Consider the following 18,533-nt stretch of genomic DNA (forward strand, 5'->3'; position numbering starts at 1 on the left):
TTATTTGCATCAATTCAGTCCGCTATTTGGAACGGTTAATGCTTTATCAAGATGCCATTGCGCTATTTTAATACAGGATACATTCGCTAATGGATCACCCTATTTCTATCGACTATCGCCTTTTAGTGGACAATTTGACCACTGCGATTTTATTGGTCGACAGTAAATTAAATATTTTTTACTTAAATTCCTCTTGCGAAGCATTATTTGATATCAGTCTTTTACGTGCCTCTGGTCAACCTGCGCTTAATTTACTCCATGCACCCAATGATGAGTTCAATACAGAAGAAGCTCTTCTCAATACTTTAAACTCGGGACAACACTACACCCGCCGTGAAGCCATCATTAAGGTCAACTTTAAAGATATTCATGTTGACTATACCGTGTCACAGTTGAATTCAAATAAGCCCTATCATCCTTTGCTTTTAATTGAGATCAACCCGATTGATCGGATGCTCAAAATTTCCAAGGAAGAAAACTTCTTACAACAACATCAGGTCGCACGCCAACTCATTCGTGGTGTTGCACATGAAATTAAAAATCCGTTGGGCGGAATTCGCGGCGCTACACAACTGTTAGCGCGTAGCCTCAATGATCCGCAATATAGCGAGTTCACCGACATTATTATCAGTGAAGTCGATCGCTTACGTAATTTAGCAGACACCATGCTTGGTTCTCGTCAGCTCCCAAGTTATGAGTTGGTCAATGTACATGAACCTTTAGAGCGTGTCCGCTCACTCATTACCAATCAGACCAAAAAGAAAATTAAGATCACCCGTGATTATGATTTGTCATTACCAGAAGTGATGGCCGATCGTGATCAACTAATACAAGTCATGCTGAACATTAGCGTTAATGCAGTGCAAGCCATGACTGAAAATAAAGAGTTCTTTGTCGACCACCAACCTGAGCTGATGTTACGTACCCGTATTCAACGTTTAGTGACCATTAATGGTGTACTGCAACGCTCCGTAGTGCGGATTGATATCGAAGACAATGGTCCAGGCGTTCCAGAAGAAATTTTAGAATCTGTGTTTTACCCGCTGGTCACGGGTCGTGCTAAAGGCACAGGACTAGGTTTAAGTATTGCGCAAAATATTATGCATCAACATAACGGAATGATTGAATGTCAATCTGTTCCCGGAAAAACAACTTTTAGCTTATATATACCTTGGGAGTTAAACCATGTCGCGAAATAAAATATGGGTAATTGATGACGATCGCGCCATGCGCTGGGTGCTGGAAAAAACATTCAAAGAAGAAGGTTTCGACGTCACAAGTTTTGAAGAAGCTCAATCCGCTTTAGACCAGCTCAGTTTAGATGCACCCGATGTGATCTTGACCGATATTCGCATGCCCGGCATCGATGGCTTAACTTTTTTAGCGAAAGTTAAAGCCAACTATCCTGATCTACCTGTCATTATTATGACGGCTCACTCTGACCTAGAGTCTGCTGTTTCAAGTTATCAAACGGGTGCATTTGAGTATTTACCCAAGCCTTTTGACATTGATGAAGCATTAGCCTTGGTGAATCGTGCGATTTTGCACATCACCAAAATGCAGCAGCAAGAGTCGGCAAAAACTGTACAACCGATTCAATCGACCGAAATCATTGGCGAGTCTCCTGCTATGCAGGAAGTTTTCCGTGCGATTGGTCGTTTGTCTCAATCACACATTACAGTGTTAATTAATGGTGAATCAGGTACAGGTAAAGAGTTGGTTGCACATGCTTTACACCGCCACTCACCACGTAGCAGTAAACCTTTTATTGCACTCAACATGGCTGCAATTCCAAAAGACCTAATTGAAACAGAGCTTTTTGGTCATGAGAAAGGTGCCTTTACAGGGGCAAATACACAACGCCAAGGTCGCTTTGAACAAGCCAATGGCGGAACACTGTTTTTAGATGAAATTGGCGATATGCCTTTCGAAACGCAAACACGTTTACTGCGTGTTCTAGCTGATGGCGAGTTTTACCGTGTCGGTGGGCATATCCCAGTAAAAGTGGATGTACGTATTGTCGCGGCAACGCACCAAGACTTAGAAAAATTGGTACATGATGGTCGCTTCCGTGAAGACTTATATCACCGTCTGAACGTAATTCGCATTCACATTCCAAAACTGGCGCATCGTAGCGAAGACATCCCAATGTTAGCGCAACACTTCTTGGCACGTGCAGGCAAAGAATTAGGCGTCAGCCCTAAAATCCTTCGCCCTGAAACGCAAGAATATATGCAACAGCTGCCTTGGCAAGGAAACGTACGTCAGCTCGAGAACACCTGCCGCTGGTTAACGGTCATGATTACAGGGCGTGAAGTTTATCCTGAAGACTTACCATCAGAGCTGAAGCAAATTCCAATTACCCGCTCAGGTGAAGATGCGCAAGCCGCGCAAAACTTAGATCGGATTGCAGTCCACCATTGGGATGAGTTGTTGGGTCAATGGGCTGTGCAAAAGCTGAAAAATGGCGAGATGAAAATCCTCGATATCGCAACCCCAATGTTCGAACGTACATTGATCATTGCTGCGCTGCAACAAACCCGTGGCCGTAAACGGCATGCTGCTGAGTTACTCGGTTGGGGGCGTAACACCCTTACGCGTAAACTTAAAGAGCTAGGTATGGATACCGCAGATGATGAAAGTGAAGAAGAAGCTTTAGAAAACTAAGGCAGATTCAAATAAAAGCGCCACAATGGCGCTTTTATTTATTAAGCCGTAAAGCCTAAATAGCGTGAATAGCCTTCAACACCAAGTGGTGCTTTTAACATGATAAAATTTGGGTAACTGGCTTGAGTTAACTCTTCAAACATAATGACTTGATCATCATGTGCATGGAGATCATCAACACTGCGCTGCATAGTCGCTTCAAATTCATCTGTGATATATTCAAAGCCAATATCCATCGCAATAAATAAGGTATGTTCACAAGGCTGAACGTATTGTTCATGAGACCAATCAATTACCTGTTGTTGGCAGTGTGGACACGCTACGGGATCTGTCGCTTCACAGTCTAGTGGGATCAATTGATAAGTCATAATTTAGTTTTTAAACAAAGATGCTGCGAAGTTTAGCATAGGATAAAGTACCTAGAATAATCATGTCGACTTTAGAAAAAGCCATTGCACTGGCTGCAACCCAACATGCGGGGCAACTCGATAAGGGCGGACAACCTTACATCTTGCATCCATTACGCCTCATGTTGCAATTTTCCAATCCTACCCTACAAATCATTGCGGTGTTGCATGACATTTTGGAAGACACCGCAACGACTGCTGAAGACTTAGAAGCGCTTGGCTTTAGTGCCGAGATCATTAAATCCATACAAGCACTGACCAAACAAACAGGTGAATCACGTTTGGAAGCGGCTAAGCGCACTACATTAAACCCTCTTGCAACCCAAGTAAAATATGTCGATGTACTCGATAATATGAACCTTTCGCGCATAAACAACCCAACAGCACGCGACTTTGCACGACTTGAAGAATATAAAGAGGTGCTTGAAATACTCAAACAAGCGAAAACTCAGTGAAACCCTTAAAATAACTGAGTATTTTCAATTAAATCTCTACAATTTCAAAATTGACAAACTGAAACGATCACTTTTTAATTAAGCCTATCGTTGCACAAATGGACATGGTGAATGTTAAGCGATTTAGATGATTTTTATTGTTTTGCTCAAGTGGTTGAACATGGTGGTTTTAGCGCAGCCGAACGCGCAACAGATATTCCTAAATCCAAGCTCAGTCGACGCGTGTATAACCTCGAAGAACGATTGGGTGTACGCCTAATTCAACGCAGCTCTCGACACTTCGCAGTGACCGATATTGGTATGAATATTTACCGTCATGCGCAAGTGATGATGAATGCAGCACAAGCCGCACACGATTTGGTCGATCATCTCAGTTTACAACCGCGTGGGGTCATTAAACTCAGTTTGCCTGTATCGATTGCACAAAATGAAATTGCACGTATTTTACCGAACTTCTTAAAAACCTATCCCGAAATTAAAGTGCAAATGATGGTAACCAATCGCCGTGTGGATATTATTAACGAAGGTTTTGATATCGCGCTGCGGGTTCGCTCCAATCTAGACGATGATCCAAGTTTGGTAATTCGTAAATTTGAAAATATCGAGCAGCATTTATTTGCCAGCCAAGCTTACTTAAATGAATTTGGCGAACTGAAACAACCTGAAGATTTAAGCCAACATCATATACTCAGTATGGTTGATGAGCATTTAGATCAACATATCATCGTGCATAATGATGCACAGCAACAAAAGAAAATACGCGTCAATCCTGTAGTGATGGGCTCTGATTTGAGTATGTTGGCTCAACTGGTCCGTAAAGACTGCGGCATTGCATTACTTCCAGATAGCATCGTACAAGATATGGTGAAAAGTGGTGAGCTGGTTCGTGTCCTGCCCGACTGGAAAGCACCACACGGTATTTTTCATGCGGTGTATCCTTCACGCCGTGGTTTACTGCCTGCTGTCCGTGTGTTTATTGACTATTTAATTGAACACCTTAGCTCAAATAAATCACTTTAAACCCTACACATGCTCAATGACATTGAGCCAATCCATGAGGCAAAAAAAAGAGCTTAACCGAGGTGGATAAGCTCATAAACTTTCAAAATAAGAAACTACAGCGAGTATCTTGGAAACAATTTTAGTGACAAAATAAAGTTTAGACCAATAGCTTACATGTATAAGTTTTAATCAAAAAATATCAAAAACACGACAAATAAAGGGTTTCAGAAATATCACTTATTGCTTCTAAGACTTAATTTAGCTTTTAGGCTACAAAGCTAGACCAAAGTCTAAAATTTAATCACCTACAAAACATCAACTTAAATTTCTGGATAAGTGCCCGTACCTTCAGGCCAAGGTGATAGTAACTCAAAACCTGTTTCAGTCACGAGTACCATATGCTCCCATTGCGCAGTTAAAGACTTATCTGCAGTCACGACTGTCCAACCATCCTTAAGTTCTTTGACATGCGCTTTGCCCATATTAATCATCGGTTCAATCGTGAACACCATGCCCGCTTTAAGCTGCATCCCCTTACCTGGTTGACCGTAGTGCAATACGCTTGGCTGTTCGTGATAAACCTTGCCGATACCATGACCACAATACTCGCGTACCACACTATACCCTTCACGGTGTGCAACTGTCTGGATGGCATAACCAATATCGCCCAAAGTTGCACCTTGCTTCACAGCATGAATACCTGCAACCATTGCATCATAAGTCGTATCGACTAGCTTTTTGGCTTCCGGTTTCACTGTACCCACATAGTACATACGACTGGTATCACCAAAGTAGCCATCTTTAATAATCGCCACATCAATATTAATAATATCGCCATCTTTGAGTACAACATTCGGCGATGGAATACCGTGACAGACCACTTCATTTGGAGAAATACAGGTGGTTTTGGTATAGCCATGATAACCAATATTGGCAGGCGTCACTTTTAAGGTATTTACAATGAAGTCATGACAAATATCATCCAGATATTCAGTCGTGACACCCGGCTTTACATGCTCACCAATCATCGCTAAAACTTCGGCAGCCAAACGACCAGATATACGAAGTTTTTCTACATCTTGTTCAGTTTTTATGCTCACATTTAAGCCACGCATTGAAATATCCTCAATTATGAAGTCGCAAGTATAGACCTTTTCTCAATATTTTTGTTCAAACTTAAATCTTAGGCTAGCCTTCAACAACTGACCTCTAAATAATTTGTGTAATTTTAAAGCATTTGCACTACAACTTTTAATTTAGGAAAAACAGTGCCTCAAGCTTTTCATATTTATAATTTTTCTATTTTAAAATGGATAATCAATCACATATATCAACCTATTTTTTACAAGTTGATATATTCACTTTTCATCTTATAAAAAAATTTAATACTACCCATGAAATAAATTAGCCAAAAAAACACATATGCACTAAAATCGTCCCCTTTGTTCAACTCGATCTCCCTTTTATGACAAGTCTGCGTACTCGGGATATTGTTGCTTTGGGTTTTATGACTTTCGCACTCTTCATTGGTGCGGGCAACATTATCTTTCCACCGATTGTGGCTCAACAAGCGGGTGAGCATGTATGGTTAGCAGCTTTTGGTTTCTTAATCACTGCTGTCGGCTTACCTGTAATCACCATTATTGCGCTGTCACGTGTCGAAGGTTCGATTCAAATTTTAAGTTCACCTTTGGGTAAAATAGCCAGCCTGATTTTAACCATTACGTGTTACCTAACTGTCGGGCCACTCTTTGCGACACCACGTACTGCAACCGTTTCTTATGAAATTGGTTTTTCATCCTATCTTGGAACATCAAGCAGTAGCTTGCTGATCTACAGTGCAATCTACTTTAGTGTAGTCACCCTCATTTCACTGTATCCAAACAAGATTTTAGACACGGTTGGTTATGTACTCTCGCCACTGAAGATTTTATCTTTAGCCATCCTTGGCATTGCGGCGATGATGATTCCAACGGGTTTCGTTCCGCCAGCCATCAATAATTATGTCGACAGCCCTGTTTCTGAAGGTTTTGTAAATGGTTATTTAACCATGGACACTTTAGGTGCTTTGGTTTTTGGTATTGTGATTATTCAAGCCATTCGTTCACGCGGTGTCAGCAACCCTAAACTGATTACGCGTTATGCAGTTATTGCGAGTATCATTTCTGGTATTGGTTTAACTGTAGTTTACCTCAGCTTATTTAAACTTGGCCTTGGAAGCCATGAAGTCGCAGCAAATGCGAGCAATGGTGCAGTGATCCTGCATGCATATGTTCAACATGCATTTGGTGACTTAGGTTCTATCTTCCTTTCTGCCATGATTTTTATTGCGTGTATGGTCACTGCGATTGGCCTGACCTGTGCATGTGCTGAATATTTCAGTTCAATCACTAAAATTGGCTATAAAGTTTGGGTCTTCATTCTGATTGGTTTCTCTTTCATTATTTCAAACTTAGGTTTAACCAAACTCATTGCCTTTTCTGTGCCTGTTTTAAGTGCAATTTATCCACCTGCAATTGTGGTGATTATGCTGAGCTTTGGCTGGAAATTCTTTAATCATCCTCGCCGAGTGATTGCACCTGTTACAGCAGTGTCTTTGGTCTTTGGTATTCTAGACGGTTTAAAAGTTGCGAACTTTGAACTGCCTTATGCGCTAACTCACTTACCTCTTGCAGAACAAAACCTTGCATGGCTTATTCCATCATTAGTGGTTTTTGCAATTGCCGTTGTAATCGACAAAGTGAAAAAGTAAGCAAAAACTGATGTTGTTAAAGTCTGGTTTTACCCAAACCTGATTTTAAGCATGATCAATATTTGTCACATTTTATCCAAATGGACACATATTGTTTCATTTCTTTCTACATCAGTTTTTGTACATACTGACACATTTCATATACACCGCTAAAGTCGTATATCAACACCTTCATATCTCTTATAAATTTAATATTAGAAAATAAAAAATTCTTTAAAGCCTGTCCTAGCAAGCCATTCATGGCATCAATATTGCTTTATATAATCTATGTATAAGCTTACATGCATCATTTATTTGCCATCTTATACCGTAACGAAATACTATTTATTCACTAAAAAAATGCTACATACATATTTTCTGATTGGTATAGCATAATTTCTCTGAAAAATAGTTGTTTTTGCTCTTGATCAACGCAAGTTTTAGCAGTACAACATTAAGAACTAATCCGACTAAACACATTGGTTTTTAGTCAAAAACTCAAGGAGGGATGGAGATGTTATCATTACATTTCAACAAGCAAGTCTTCATTAACGCTCTGAAGGCAAACAAGAATATGGTGACGTATTTAAGTACCACCATTGCCCTGATGGTCATTATGATCATGCATGGCTTAATTCAAGGTAACCTTAAAGCTGAATATTTTGCTTACGCTATTGTCGTATCATTTGCCTTTTATTTATGGGCAGTGGTCGATCAAAAATTCCGAAAGGCCACACAGTCAATTGACTAGCAAACAGGTGGATGATTAGTCATCCACCTTTGTAAAAGTATAAAAATTAAAAAACTATAAGAACAACTTAAAACAAACCTAAAAACATTCCCCACAACAAACCCAACGTCGCCACAATTTCCCCCACAACCAATGCCATCATTGCCATCAGCATGATTGATTTGGGTAAAGTCCATTTGCCTAGAACATGCGGACTACGAAATTGGTTATTGGTGTCTTGCAATACCCCATGCACAATATAGCTCAGTATAGAGAAGCTAAAAAAGAATAAATTAATTCCCACAAACAGCATGTTCACAGGTTCAGGCCAGACTGAAATTGCGGCCATTACCGCAATAATTAAACTTGCAGGTGCATATAACAAACTGCTGCGGTGGGCGATATCGACATAATAGTGTGCGCGAAACTGCGGTGAATGGCGTATTTGTGCATATTTCCATACCCCTGTCAGCATCCCAACAAACAGAAAAATCCCACTAAACAAAAGTGCAAATTTTACCGACATATCTAATTCAACAAACTGCATGTGTTTTCCTTTTTTATTTTCACTCTATTCTATACAGATCTACTTGACTTCAAAGTCATAGATTAGACAAGTTTCTTTTTGGAACTTAGGTAGAGTAGAAAAAATTTCTATGCTTAACCGATTATGCAAAATTACGAAACTTTAGCTATTACCTGCTCTGACCATTATTCACTCAGTGGACGCTTTTATGCAGCGCAAGGTACACAACAAACCCTACCTGTTTTAATCTGCCCTGCCACAGGTATTACTCAACAGTTTTACCACCATTTTGCATCATGGCTTGCAGAACAAGGCTATGCCGTTTTGGTTTTTGACTTTCGCGGCATTGGTGAGTCTTTGCATGAACCACTTAAAAAGTCGAAAGCCAGCATCGTGCAATGGGGGCAATTGGATATCCCAGCGGCGATGGAGGTGTTATTGAATAAAACCCAAGCGACACAAGTCATTTTGCTCGGTCATAGTGCAGGCGGGCAACTTTTAGGCATTAACCCAAACTATGAAAAAGTCGCAAAAGTCGTTGCTGTTGCAGGCTCAACAGGACACGTAAAAGATTTGAAAGGTCGTACTAAACTCCTGGCTCCTGTGATGTTTAAACTAATCTTCCCTATTGCACGTTATACCTTAGGCTATGGACCGACCAATGCCATTGGCATGGGCGAAAACCTACCCAAAGATGTGGCGCGTGATTGGGCACAGTTTTGCAGCAAACCGGGTTATGTAATCAATGCCTTCGGCAAAACAGTAAAAGATGACTTCCACCGTGATATTCGCTGTCCAATCACAGCCATTTGGGCATCGGATGATGAAATTGCTACGCAAGTGAATGTCAAAGGCTTACTCAGCCTTTACCCAAATGCACAAACAGATCAAATTGAACTCAAACCACAGGCTTATGGCCACAAAGCCATTGGTCATATGGCGATGTTTAAGCGTTCCCATCAAAACATATGGCCTGAAATTGCAGCACAGCTTTCATCTTAAAGCGGTACATATCAAGTCAAGCCTGTCGCCAGTTCAAGCAGCACTTGCTTGACTGGCTTTATTTTCACCGCAAAATTGCAGCTTTTAGATAAAAACCAACGCTATTGATAAATTTAATTTCATTAATCAATAAATAAATATTATATTTCCACCACGAATTTTTATTAAGTCATAGTTCATGTGATGTCTATCGCATGTGCTAGAGATGGATGAATCATGTCTGCACAACAGCAACCCCAGCTTAAGCATGGGCTGAGCAACCGCCATATTCAGCTGATTGCTTTAGGCGGCTCTATTGGTACAGGCCTATTTTTAGGCATTTCTCAAACCATTAAACTGGCTGGCCCTTCCGTTATTTTAGGCTACGCACTGGCGGGCTTAATTGCATTTTTCATGATGCGCCAGTTGGGTGAAATGGTGGTTGAAGAACCCGTGAGTGGCTCTTTTAGTTATTTTGCCTATAAGTTTTGGAGCCCTTTTGCCGGCTTTATGTCGGGCTGGAACTATTGGGTGCTCAATGTCTTGGTCTGCATGGCGGAACTCAGTGCCATCGGCCTCTATGTCCAGTATTGGTGGCCTGAAATTCCCACATGGATTTCAGCGCTTGGTTTCTTTGTACTGATCAATGCCATCAACCTGCTGCATGTCAAAGTCTTTGGTGAAACAGAATTTTTATTCTCCATGATTAAAATTCTCGCAATCATTGGCATGATTGGATATGGTGCTTGGTTACTGGCAAGTGGTCACGGTGGTGCACATGCCTCTATTTCCAACCTCTGGGCTCTAGGCGGTTTCTTTCCCAATGGGATTTCTGGCTTAATCATGGCGATGGCCATCATTATGTTTTCCTTTGGCGGGATTGAACTCGTTGGTATTGCAGCTGCGGAAACTAAAAACCCGACCACAACAATTCCTAAAGCGGTTAATCAAATTGTCTACCGTGTGTTACTGTTTTATGTGCTTACGATCATCGTTCTGCTCTCTTTGTTTCCATGGAATCAAATCGCAGAAGGCGGTAGTCCTTTTGTTTTGATTTTTGACTCCTTAGGCAGTCAAGGCGTTGCAACTGTGCTGAATTTTGTGGTCTTAACCGCAGCTATATCGGTGTATAACGGTACCAGCTATGGCACGAGTCGTATGCTATTAGGTCTGGCAGAACAAGGCAATGCCCCACAGTTTTTAAAGAAAATTAACCAACGCGGCATTCCTTATGCAGCCATTTTATGCTCTGCATTGGTAACCTTACTGTGTGTCGTCTTGAATTATATCTTTCCGGAAAAAGCCTTTAAACTACTGATGAGTCTTGTGGTTTCAGCCATTGTGATTAACTGGATGATGTTGGCGTTGACCCATTTAAAATTCAAGCAACGTATGCTGGCATTACAAAAATCAACCTTGTTTCCAACTTTGGTTTACCCTATCAGCAACTATATCTGTATTGTATTTATGCTTGGTATTTTAGTGGTGATGTGGCTCACACCTGATATGCGAATTGCAGTGATGCTGATTCCACTTTGGATTGGCTGCTTAACCCTAACTTACTGGTTTAAACAAAGATCAAAAACGCAAAAAATACAATAAATAAGTCAGCAAACAGCGCCGTTAAAAGGCACCCTTCCCTTTAAAGCCGCTGTTTGCAAATCAAAGCCAATTTCCCAAATGACTTTGATTGAATCACTTTATTGTAGTCATGACCGATGCAGAGTGTTTCTCTTTTATTTGCTTATTTTGAGTATTTATTGAGAAATATTTTCATATAAAATAGTTTATAAAGAAAATTATACGCAGGAATACGTTATGAATGACGCTCACTACGTTTTAGATAAAATTGACCGTCGTATTTTGTCTGAACTTCGCCAAGACGGCCGTTTGACCGTTACCCAGTTGGCTGAGAAAGTTGGGCTGTCCTCTTCTCCTTGCTGGACACGTGTAAAACGCCTAGAAAATCTCAACATCATTGAAGGCTATACAGCAAAGATTAATTCAAAAGCCATTGGGATTAATGAGCTGTTTTTTATTGAAATTACGCTTGAACGCCATGATGATGAAATCTTAGAGCAATTTAGTGAAGCACTGGCTTACATGCCTGAAGTGGTTGAAGCACATTTAGTGACTGGCGATTACGACTACTTACTCAAAGTTGCAGTGAAAAATGCAGAACACTATGAACGCTTTTTGCGTAAAAACTTATACTCAATGAAAGGTGTACGTCATACACGCTCAATTTTTGCCTTACGTCCTTTGAAACTCGAAAATAAATCTGACCTCATTATGATTGAGTGATTGCTGCAAATATTGTGTAAATGTGGTTTAATACACGCAGTATGAGATGAGCCTCTTACAGTATGTGCCTTAGATGTGCATACGACTAGCCCCTAACCATGGGGCTTTTTAATGTCTATAAGTTTAAATACTGATACTTTAGATAGTGAAAATCATTCAAATACAAAATGGTAGCCAATAAAAAAGCACCCCAAGGTGCTTTTTTATTAAGTGTATCATCTCTAAAAATATTAACCCAAAATACCAATTGAGAGCTGAATCACAAAAGCATTCACAATATCAACAAAGAATGCACCCGTCAGCGGAATGATCAAAAAGGCTTTATGGGATGGTCCATAGGTATTGGTTACCGCTTGAATATTGGCAATTGCTGTCGGTGTCGCACCTAAGTTGACACCACATTGGCCTGCACAAAGTACCGCAGCATCATAGTTCTTACCCATCACACGGAAGGTCACAAAGTACAAATAAAGTGCTAAGAACAGTGTTTGTACAATCAGGATAATCACCAGTGGACCAGCCAAATCTGCCAACAACCAAAGCTGTAAGGACATTAACGCCATGGCTAAAAACAGTGCCAGTGAAGCATTGCCAAATACATCGATGCAGCGGTCAAAAACCTGAACTCTCAACCCATGCTCTAAAATATTACGTAAAACCACACCACACATTAGCGCCCAAACAAAACTTGGTAGCTCAAACCACTGCCCTTTAGCCACCGCTGTCATGAAGTATGCAAAGCTGATGCAAATTGCAAACATCCCCATGGTTTTGACCGCATCATCTGCCGTAATCAGACGCGTTTTTTCAGGAAATTCAAATGGCGCCGTTTGTGCTGAGGGTGGCGCTTCATTACGCCCTGTTGCTGCTGGAATTTCTTCAGCCAGCTGGTAGCGACGTATCAGAAATTTAGCGATAGGTCCACCTATTACCCCGCCAATGATCAAACCAAATGTTGCACTTGCCATGCCCAGTACAATCGCACCCTGCACACCGTGTTCATTTTCAAATATCGTGCCCCACGCTCCTGCTGTCCCATGACCACCTGTGAGTGTGACTGAACCAGTAATTAAACCAATCAGCGGGTCTAGACCTAAAACTTTGGCAAGGCTAATACCGACCACATTTTGCAACAGGACAAATACAATAACGCAGACCAAAAATATAAGCAGAGACTTCCCACCTTCTTTGAGCTTAACTAAGCTTGCACTTAACCCCACAGAGGTGAAGAACATCAGCATAAAAATTTGCTGAATATTGGTATCAAAGTTGACAGTTATGTTTGAACTTTTAAATAAGATATAAGTGATAACAGCTGCAACCAACCCACCCGCAACAGGTTCGGGAATGTTATATTTTTTTAAAATACTGACTTTATTCACAAATACATAACCGACCAATAGCACAGCAACTGCTGCAACAATGGTCATAAATGCATCGAATTGATAATTCATGAGATATCCAATGATGCTTATTGCATTAATTCTAAAACAGATAAGTCAGTGGTGAACAGGCTAAAGTTTCTCAATGTACAATTTCTATGCTTTAGATTACATGATGTTTTAAAACTGAGCTCAGTATTTTAAGAATTAATCATCGTAAAAATAAAAAGACCCAATTGGGTCTTTTTATTTTTATAGCAGCGTTACTTAAAAATTAGAATTTATAATTAAAGCTAAGTGTTGCATTACGCGGAGCACCCCACGCCATTGCCGCTGCACCAATCCCTTCATAATATTTCTTGTCGAAAATATTATTTACGTTTACTTGCGCACTGAAATTTTGATCAAACTTATAACCGAGCATTGCATTGGCAAGATATAAGTCACCACGGTCGATACGTGTTGCACCAGTACCTGTATAAATTTTGCTTAGGTAATTTACACCTGCGCCTGCATACCAGGCTTCATTTTTATATTTCACAAATAAGTCTGCTGTGGTACGTGAACTGGTCGTGTTGTAATCATTTCCTTTAGCATCTTTGGCATCAAAATTTGCCACGCCAAAGCTCATACCCCAGTTATCATTGATTTCACCATCAACATTCAACTCAACCCCTTTACTCACGACACCATCTGTACCGTAGTAAGCGTTTTCAGAGGTCCCATCCACTTTTACATTCGCACCATTAGCATCATATAAAAGCTCCGCTGCATTATCTTGTTCGATACGGAATATTGCCAATCCAGCATTCAAACGACCCTCAAATAGCTCACCTTTGAAACCAGTCTCGTAGCTTTTACCTTCAATCGGGTCTAAATAATCGCCTGATTTCTCTCTTCTGCTTTGCGGTTTAAAAATACTGGTATAACTTGCATACCATGAGTAGTCTTTAGCAAAGTCGAAAATAATACCGGCATATGGCGTCAACTCATTTTCAAACTTACGGTTACCTGCACCCGTTTCAGACTCATATTCCCAGCTCGATACGCGTAAACCAGCAACTGCTTTTAATGGGTCTAGAATATGGAATTTCCCTGAGATATAACCCGAAGTTTGCGTGGTTTCATTCAACGGATTGGTCTTATCCATTTCCAAGGAACCAACCAAATGGGTATTCATGTTATTAAAATCAATAACATCCTGTCCTAATAAATCAATATTATTCTGTTTAGTTAATGCTGGATTATTTGAAACAAAGGTTTGACCATAGATGTTCTTTTTCAGCTCGGCTTTATTCCACGAACCACCAATGACAATTTCCTGATTCCGTCCTGCAACGGTAAAAGGTGCAGAAATATACACATCAACATTGTTTTCATCATTTTGTTTATGATCTTTATAAACTGATGCATTTTCAATACCGATGGTATTGGTTGCTTTATCAACTTGTCCTGAAGTATAGAAAATAAAGCTATCAGTATCATCACGACGGTAAGAGTAAGCTACATTTAAATCGACATTCTTAAATAGGTTTTGCTTCAAACTTGCGAAGAATGCAGTAGAAGTCACATCCCAATAAGTCCAATCCGAACTCACCGTGAGAGAACGATCAAAATTGGTACGTGTGCCATCGGTGTAAAATGCTGGTAACCCGCCCCAACGTACACCATCCCGATTTAATTCTTGATAGGTCGCCCCAAATGATAATGCAGTTTTATCACTTAAGTCATAGTCGATTGCACCATAAGCTACATTACGTTCTTTAGAATAGAAATCCATGTACGAATGTTCATCAGAGTGCTTGACAAATACACGACCACGTAACGAACCATCACTATTGAGCGGTGCAGATAAATCCGCCGAACTCGAATAACTATCCCATGAGCCAACAGACGCATCCACCTTGCCTGTAAACTCTTTAGCATTAGCATGTTTGCGAATCATATTTAAGCCCATCGCTGGGTTACCTGCGCCTGTCATTAATCCATTCGCGCCTTTTACCACTTCGACACGGTCATAAATACTGAGATCTGGATCACCTGCACCCAAAGTTAAGGTACTTGGTAAACCATCCACCAAGTAGTAATCAAGTTCGAAACCACGCGCATAAGCACGTTGACGCTCATCGGTACGAACTGTAGAAACACCAGTAATGTTATTGAGTAAATCTTGGAAAGAATCGATATTACGATCGTCCAAATATTCACGGGTATACACTTTTACCGTTTGCGGTGTTTCACGCAGTGATAAATTTAACTTGGTTGCGGTATTTGTGCTACTCGTCGTATAGCTGCCTGTATTTTCGGTAACTGCTGTTTTATCTTGGGCTGTAAGGGTAATGGTCGCCAACTGTGCATTTGGCTGAGACGTTGCATTCGCCTCATCCTCTTCCACGGTGTTTGCGTGTGTTATAGACAGCATGGCAGTTGAAGATAGGAAAATAATTTGCATCGCCAAATAAAGTGGCTTTTGCGTAGACAAAGGACGTTTAAACATATCAGGACATTCACAGCTAATGAGAAAAAATAAGACAATGAATTGATAATTTTAAAGTGCGCACGTGCCTACTATGCTTAAGTAAAACAAGCACCTTTGTAGCATCACAAATACTAAGATTCGTAAAATCCTTTTCGAACATCTCAGCGGTTTGAGTCATTACATATCAATCCATTTCGAAAAATTATAAACAAAAAATAACGCAAGTGATACTAATTATCATTAGCAAATACATCTTTAATTTAGATTTAAGATATTTGTATTGTAGATATACGTTCATTTTCACGGGAAACTGGGTAAAAAAACAACAATAGATATTTATAATGCTCTAATTTTTTATAATTATAAAGATAGCAACAAAAAAATAGACCAAGTGTATTTTGGTCTATTTTTAACTCATAGTCTTGTCGAGAAGTTAATCGATGTCATAGACCCAGTTTTTGGCTTGTTGATCTGTCGTAGTTTCACACACATAGTAGTCTTGATCCCACGAGTCTTGATGGAAAATCTCCATTTTTCGGTAGGTCACTTGTTTACCATTTTCCACACAGATAAAGCTATCACCTTGGTCTTTGACTTGGGTTCCATTGAGGAAACCGCCTATGCAGAGAAATCGGGATTGTTTGGGCATATTAAATTCGACCAATGATATATAACAATACTATACTAACTAGATTATCCTCTAACTTTCGCCACCTAAGCTAATAAATTTTCAGTACTTTCACCGCCTGAAGTTTCTGAAGTTTCTGAAGTTTCTGAAGTTTCTGAAGTTTCTGAAGTTTCTGAAGTTTCTGAAGTTTCTGAAGTTTCTGAAGTTTCTGAAGTTAGCACACCATTAACATAATCATAAATATCAACCAAAATTTCATGAATTTTTTCTACTTCACTGATATATAAATTCGGTGCATTATACGAAGCAGTAATATCACTATGATAAGTATGAGCTGCTTTATTTCGAGCTTTAATCAAATCAACATTATTTAACTTTGAACGAAGTATATCTAGTTTTCCACCTTCCTGAAATTCTTGATAAAGTTTATCAGTATTCACAATACCGAATGTTTGAATTAACAACATAATAAAATGATTATCGTAACTAAATCCTGCCACTTTTTTAATAGTATTCTCACCTATTTTTCTTAAAACGCTATTTTGAACATGGTCAACTATTTTATTCATAATAATATCAATTGAACATTCAAGCCAACCACAATACTCAATCAATGCTAATTTCGAATAAAGAATAGGTTCAATTTCATCAAATGAACTATTTGAATACAGTTCATCTAACTTACTTAAGTTACTTAATATTAGTTCTTTACTTATCTCATCAATTGTAGACATATGAATCTCAAGATCTGAAAATTTCTAGAGCTACACCTAATCGCCCTTTAACTTTTTCTTTGCTAGCCAAACCTTCCTTCAACGAAACTAAAGAAAAATTAGTATCTTTGCGAAGTTCCGTTACTCGCTCTATAAAATATTCAGAATTTTTTAAATTAACATTATCTAAATTTTTGTATACACCAAATAGTATTGCCTCTACCACCGATTTACTAAATTTAGAAATTCTTACATCTTGATAAACAATATCTAATGTTGCTAATAAGTTGTTTTTCCAGTCTGTTAAAATTAGATCATTAGGATTTTTATTATCATCCATAAAATCATTAAGGAAACTTGAGAGCTTTCCATTATAAATATCTAAACGATCTGAGAATGCTAAAACTCTTAAATATAGCTCTTCAAATTGATATCTATAGCTACTTCTATGTAATGGTTTACTTTTTGACAAAGGTGTATTTTTATAGTGGCTTTGTTGCACAAACCTATCTCTAAAGGCTTACTCCACAATATAATTCTCAAATGAATAAGCCCACACCTAAAATCTATCGTACAACCAATTGGTCTTCTTATAACAGTGCATTAATAAATCGAGGAAATCTCTCAATTTGGTTTGATCCCAAGACTCAATGGTACGCTCAACCCAAAGGTAAACATGGTCGAAATCAAACTTATTCAGATACAGCCATCCAATGCTGTTTAATGATCAAATCCTTATTTCATCTTTCTTTACGCATGGTCACTGGCTTTGTGCAAAGTCTCATTCATCTTTGTAGATTAGATTGGACAGCACCAGACTATTCCACCATCTGCAGAAGACAAAAGCATATTGATATTGCAATTAACTATCAAAAAAGCAGTAATGGCCTCCAGCTACTCGTCGATTCTACTGGCTTAAAGTTTCTAGGCGAAGGTGAATGGAAGCGTAAGAAACACCAACCTGAATATCGTCGCCAATGGCGTAAACTTCATATTGGTATAGATGCTGAAACCCTTCAAATACGCGCTATTCAACTCACTACAAATAATGTGAGTGATTCACAAGTGCTTGGTGATTTACTCGATCAGATTCCACAAGATGAGCAGATTGACTCTGTCTATACTGATGGGGCTTATGACACCAAGCAATGCCGTCAAGTAATTGCAGACCGACAAGCACATGCGGTGATTCCGCCAAGAAAAAATGCGAAACCTTGGAAAGATACAAAGACCAGCTCGCTAGAGCGAAATGAATTACTTCGAACAGTTAAACGTTTAGGAAGAACAATATGGAAAAATTGGTCAGGCTATCATCGCAGAAGTCTGATAGAAACCAAGATGCATTGCATCAAATTATTAGGCGATAAACTCCGTGCGAGAAACTTTCAAAGCCAAGTCAATGAGATTCATGCACGTGTGGCCGTATTAAATAAATTTACAGATTTAGGTCGACCTCACACCCAAGTTGCCACTTAAATTTAGATAACTTGGAAGAAGTTTAGCTTTTGAATGTTTGTGCAACAAAGCC

At 39.5% G+C, this 18,533-nt stretch carries 18 protein-coding genes; 10 read left to right on the forward strand and 8 right to left on the reverse strand.

Annotated features, from left to right (window positions below; all coding sequences use genetic code 11):
• Positions 1-89 precede the first annotated feature (89 nt).
• Both glnL and glnG read left to right on the forward strand, forming a co-directional pair.
• Positions 90-1,199 (forward strand): nitrogen regulation protein NR(II), encoded by a 1,110-nt coding sequence (gene glnL, locus PTT44_RS05105; RefSeq protein ID WP_004696555.1) that lies wholly within the window; start codon positions 90-92, stop codon positions 1,197-1,199.
• Entirely contained in the window at positions 1,186-2,667 is a 1,482-nt protein-coding gene (gene glnG / locus PTT44_RS05110; protein ID WP_168158833.1) for a nitrogen regulation protein NR(I), read from the forward strand. The genes glnL and glnG overlap by 14 nt, the downstream gene beginning before the upstream one ends.
• 41 nt (positions 2,668-2,708) lie before the next feature.
• On the opposite strand, the gene PTT44_RS05115 is transcribed toward glnG, so the two are convergent.
• Positions 2,709-3,035 carry a hypothetical protein gene (locus PTT44_RS05115; protein ID WP_168158834.1) on the reverse strand — a complete coding sequence of 109 codons (327 nt, stop codon included), beginning with the start codon at positions 3,033-3,035 and terminating at the stop codon, positions 2,709-2,711.
• A gap of 62 nt (positions 3,036-3,097) precedes the next feature.
• Here PTT44_RS05115 and PTT44_RS05120 point away from each other — a divergent pair, with 62 nt between their 5' ends.
• A complete protein-coding gene (locus tag PTT44_RS05120; protein WP_094148173.1) occupies positions 3,098-3,529 on the forward strand; it encodes an HD domain-containing protein in 432 nt (143 codons plus the stop codon).
• Positions 3,530-3,640: 111 nt separating this feature from the next.
• Entirely contained in the window at positions 3,641-4,549 is a 909-nt protein-coding gene (locus tag PTT44_RS05125; RefSeq protein ID WP_168158835.1) for a LysR family transcriptional regulator, read from the forward strand.
• A gap of 302 nt (positions 4,550-4,851) precedes the next feature.
• On the opposite strand, the gene map is transcribed toward PTT44_RS05125, so the two are convergent.
• Entirely contained in the window at positions 4,852-5,646 is a 795-nt protein-coding gene (map, locus tag PTT44_RS05130; protein WP_168158836.1) for a type I methionyl aminopeptidase, read from the reverse strand.
• Between the two features lie 350 nt (positions 5,647-5,996).
• On the opposite strand from map, the gene brnQ reads away from it, so the two are divergent.
• Positions 5,997-7,283 (forward strand): branched-chain amino acid transport system II carrier protein, encoded by a 1,287-nt coding sequence (brnQ, locus tag PTT44_RS05135; RefSeq protein WP_058951725.1) that lies wholly within the window; start codon positions 5,997-5,999, stop codon positions 7,281-7,283.
• A gap of 493 nt (positions 7,284-7,776) precedes the next feature.
• The gene (locus PTT44_RS05140) at positions 7,777-8,013 is read left to right on the forward strand and encodes a hypothetical protein (RefSeq protein WP_004696541.1); all 237 of its coding nucleotides are present in this window, start codon (positions 7,777-7,779) and stop codon (positions 8,011-8,013) included.
• Between the two features lie 67 nt (positions 8,014-8,080).
• On the opposite strand, the gene PTT44_RS05145 is transcribed toward PTT44_RS05140, so the two are convergent.
• Positions 8,081-8,539 (reverse strand): hypothetical protein, encoded by a 459-nt coding sequence (locus PTT44_RS05145; protein ID WP_078424894.1) that lies wholly within the window; start codon positions 8,537-8,539, stop codon positions 8,081-8,083.
• Positions 8,540-8,662: 123 nt separating this feature from the next.
• On the opposite strand from PTT44_RS05145, the gene PTT44_RS05150 reads away from it, so the two are divergent.
• The 3 genes from PTT44_RS05150 (at position 8,663) to PTT44_RS05160 (ending at position 11,803) form a co-directional block, all read left to right on the forward strand.
• On the forward strand, positions 8,663-9,520 hold the full coding sequence (locus PTT44_RS05150) for an alpha/beta hydrolase family protein (RefSeq protein ID WP_168158837.1): 858 nt from the start codon (positions 8,663-8,665) through the stop codon (positions 9,518-9,520).
• A 216-nt stretch (positions 9,521-9,736) separates the two neighbouring features.
• The gene (locus tag PTT44_RS05155) at positions 9,737-11,101 is read left to right on the forward strand and encodes an amino acid permease (protein WP_168158838.1); all 1,365 of its coding nucleotides are present in this window, start codon (positions 9,737-9,739) and stop codon (positions 11,099-11,101) included.
• Positions 11,102-11,317: 216 nt separating this feature from the next.
• Positions 11,318-11,803, forward strand: a complete 486-nt coding sequence (locus PTT44_RS05160; RefSeq protein WP_004696532.1) for an Lrp/AsnC family transcriptional regulator — start codon at positions 11,318-11,320, stop codon at positions 11,801-11,803.
• Between the two features lie 230 nt (positions 11,804-12,033).
• On the opposite strand, the gene gltS is transcribed toward PTT44_RS05160, so the two are convergent.
• The 5 genes from gltS to PTT44_RS05185 all read right to left on the reverse strand — a co-directional run bounded on the left by gltS (position 12,034) and on the right by PTT44_RS05185 (position 17,507).
• The gene (gltS, locus tag PTT44_RS05165; protein ID WP_168158839.1) at positions 12,034-13,257 is read right to left on the reverse strand and encodes a sodium/glutamate symporter; all 1,224 of its coding nucleotides are present in this window, start codon (positions 13,255-13,257) and stop codon (positions 12,034-12,036) included.
• 202 nt (positions 13,258-13,459) lie between these two features.
• Positions 13,460-15,682: a TonB-dependent siderophore receptor gene (locus PTT44_RS05170; protein ID WP_168158840.1), complete on the reverse strand. Its 2,223-nt coding sequence runs from the start codon at positions 15,680-15,682 to the stop codon at positions 13,460-13,462.
• A 415-nt stretch (positions 15,683-16,097) separates the two neighbouring features.
• Positions 16,098-16,313, reverse strand: coding sequence for a hypothetical protein (locus PTT44_RS05175; protein ID WP_168158841.1), 216 nt, complete (start codon positions 16,311-16,313; stop codon positions 16,098-16,100).
• Between the two features lie 65 nt (positions 16,314-16,378).
• A complete protein-coding gene (locus PTT44_RS05180; RefSeq protein ID WP_273795555.1) occupies positions 16,379-17,026 on the reverse strand; it encodes a hypothetical protein in 648 nt (215 codons plus the stop codon).
• Between the two features lie 7 nt (positions 17,027-17,033).
• The gene (locus PTT44_RS05185) at positions 17,034-17,507 is read right to left on the reverse strand and encodes a hypothetical protein (RefSeq protein ID WP_168158843.1); all 474 of its coding nucleotides are present in this window, start codon (positions 17,505-17,507) and stop codon (positions 17,034-17,036) included.
• Between the two features lie 41 nt (positions 17,508-17,548).
• Between PTT44_RS05185 and PTT44_RS05190 the strand changes: the two genes are divergently transcribed.
• The gene (locus tag PTT44_RS05190; RefSeq protein WP_195728735.1) at positions 17,549-18,481 is read left to right on the forward strand and encodes an IS5-like element ISAha1 family transposase; all 933 of its coding nucleotides are present in this window, start codon (positions 17,549-17,551) and stop codon (positions 18,479-18,481) included.
• Positions 18,482-18,533 lie beyond the last annotated feature (52 nt).

This window comes from Acinetobacter sp. Gutcm_16, from assembly GCF_028649355.1.
Lineage (GTDB): Bacteria > Pseudomonadota > Gammaproteobacteria > Pseudomonadales > Moraxellaceae > Acinetobacter > Acinetobacter johnsonii.

Bases quoted from the DNA above. Each gene is read 5' to 3' on its own strand.
- PTT44_RS05170 (WP_168158840.1), bottom strand. From the start codon at position 15,682: ATGTTTAAACGTCCTTTGTCTACGCAAAAGCCACTTTATTTGGCGATG.
- glnG (WP_168158833.1), top strand. From the start codon at position 1,186: ATGTCGCGAAATAAAATATGGGTAATTGATGACGATCGCGCCATGCGC.
- glnL (WP_004696555.1), top strand. From the start codon at position 90: ATGGATCACCCTATTTCTATCGACTATCGCCTTTTAGTGGACAATTTG.
- PTT44_RS05190 (WP_195728735.1), top strand. From the start codon at position 17,549: ATGAATAAGCCCACACCTAAAATCTATCGTACAACCAATTGGTCTTCT.
- gltS (WP_168158839.1), bottom strand. From the start codon at position 13,257: ATGAATTATCAATTCGATGCATTTATGACCATTGTTGCAGCAGTTGCT.
- PTT44_RS05150 (WP_168158837.1), top strand. From the start codon at position 8,663: ATGCAAAATTACGAAACTTTAGCTATTACCTGCTCTGACCATTATTCA.
- PTT44_RS05155 (WP_168158838.1), top strand. From the start codon at position 9,737: ATGTCTGCACAACAGCAACCCCAGCTTAAGCATGGGCTGAGCAACCGC.
- brnQ (WP_058951725.1), top strand. From the start codon at position 5,997: ATGACAAGTCTGCGTACTCGGGATATTGTTGCTTTGGGTTTTATGACT.
- PTT44_RS05160 (WP_004696532.1), top strand. From the start codon at position 11,318: ATGAATGACGCTCACTACGTTTTAGATAAAATTGACCGTCGTATTTTG.
- PTT44_RS05180 (WP_273795555.1), bottom strand. From the start codon at position 17,026: ATGTCTACAATTGATGAGATAAGTAAAGAACTAATATTAAGTAACTTA.
- PTT44_RS05140 (WP_004696541.1), top strand. From the start codon at position 7,777: ATGTTATCATTACATTTCAACAAGCAAGTCTTCATTAACGCTCTGAAG.
- PTT44_RS05120 (WP_094148173.1), top strand. From the start codon at position 3,098: ATGTCGACTTTAGAAAAAGCCATTGCACTGGCTGCAACCCAACATGCG.
- PTT44_RS05175 (WP_168158841.1), bottom strand. From the start codon at position 16,313: ATGCCCAAACAATCCCGATTTCTCTGCATAGGCGGTTTCCTCAATGGA.
- PTT44_RS05145 (WP_078424894.1), bottom strand. From the start codon at position 8,539: ATGCAGTTTGTTGAATTAGATATGTCGGTAAAATTTGCACTTTTGTTT.
- PTT44_RS05125 (WP_168158835.1), top strand. From the start codon at position 3,641: ATGTTAAGCGATTTAGATGATTTTTATTGTTTTGCTCAAGTGGTTGAA.
- PTT44_RS05115 (WP_168158834.1), bottom strand. From the start codon at position 3,035: ATGACTTATCAATTGATCCCACTAGACTGTGAAGCGACAGATCCCGTA.
- map (WP_168158836.1), bottom strand. From the start codon at position 5,646: ATGCGTGGCTTAAATGTGAGCATAAAAACTGAACAAGATGTAGAAAAA.